General features: G+C 57.7%; 1 protein-coding gene and 1 pseudogene. One reads left to right on the top strand and one right to left on the bottom strand.

The features are described 5' to 3' along the window. The coding region (locus tag PQQ51_RS34305; RefSeq protein ID WP_408501620.1) for an IS110 family RNA-guided transposase at window positions 1–836 on the bottom strand (836 nt) is incomplete at its 3' end. A 115-nt stretch (window positions 837–951) separates the two neighbouring features. On the opposite strand from PQQ51_RS34305, the pseudogene PQQ51_RS34300 reads away from it, so the two are divergent. Then, window positions 952–1,060 (top strand): annotated as a pseudogene (locus tag PQQ51_RS34300) (IS110 family transposase); the annotation flags it as partial.

Here is a 1,060-nt window from a genome sequence, read left to right as displayed (position 1 = left end):
ATCAACAGTGTTCGAAGATAGGTATCTCCGCGTTTGCTTATGCCGAGCAGCACGTTCTTGCCGCCGCTGGAGTTCTGCCGTGGTACAAGGCCTATCCACGCTGCCAATTGACGTGCGTTGTCGAAGTTCTTCGCATCGCTCACCGTCGCCACCAGAGCACTGGCGGTGATCGGTCCAATGCCCGGAACCTCCGCCAGCTTGCGGCTGAGTTCGTTGTCCCGATGCCACGTGACGATCTGAGCCTCAATTTCACCAGCCTGGCGGTCCAACTCCTTCAAGTGCTCCATCAATCGCTGTACGAGCAGGCGAAACGAGCCCGGTAGCTCATTGGTGGCGTCCTCGAGCAACTCCGGTACTCGCTTGGCGATGTTCGCAATGCCTTGCGGAATGATGAGCCCGAACTCGGCGAGCAACCCCCGGATCTGATTGGCTTGCGCGGTGCGCGCCTCGATGAATCCCTGGCGCACCCGGTGCTGTGCCAGCACGGCTTGCTGCTCTACGTTCTTGACCGGCACGAACCTCATGTTGGGCCGCGCCACCGCCTCACAGATCGCCTCTGCGTCAGCCGCGTCGTTCTTGTTGGTCTTCACGTAGGGCTTGACGAACTGCGGCGCAATCAGGCGCACGTCGTGTCCAAAACCCTGCAGCTTGCGCGCCCAATGATGAGCGCTCCCACAGGCCTCCATTCCGATCAGACAGGGCTGCAGATTGGCGAAGAACTTCGCAACCTGATCGCGTTTCAACACTTTCTTCAGTACCTCTCTGCCATGCTCATTTACGCCGTGCACGGCAAAAACGCTTTTCGCCAGATCGATGCCAATTGTCGTAATCTTCATGGTGGACGCTTCCCTCGTTCAGGTGGTTGCTTTGACACTTCCACTAATGGGATGGTCCACCCCGCCCTACCGGATAGGTTAGGCTCGCAGTGTTCATACCGAACTGGAGACGATCATGGACGACGTAACGCTCGTTGGTATCGATCTGGGCAAACACAGCTTTCACCTTCATGGGCAGGACGCTAGAGGCAAGGCAGTGTTCCGTAAAAAGATGAGCCGCAAAC

The sequence above is a fragment of the Paraburkholderia xenovorans genome (genome assembly GCF_046030735.1).
In the GTDB taxonomy this organism is placed as follows: Bacteria; Pseudomonadota; Gammaproteobacteria; order Burkholderiales; family Burkholderiaceae; genus Paraburkholderia; species Paraburkholderia xenovorans_A.
The sequence above is the reverse complement of the archived record's forward strand: the minus strand, read 5'-3'. Positions and strand labels throughout refer to the sequence as shown.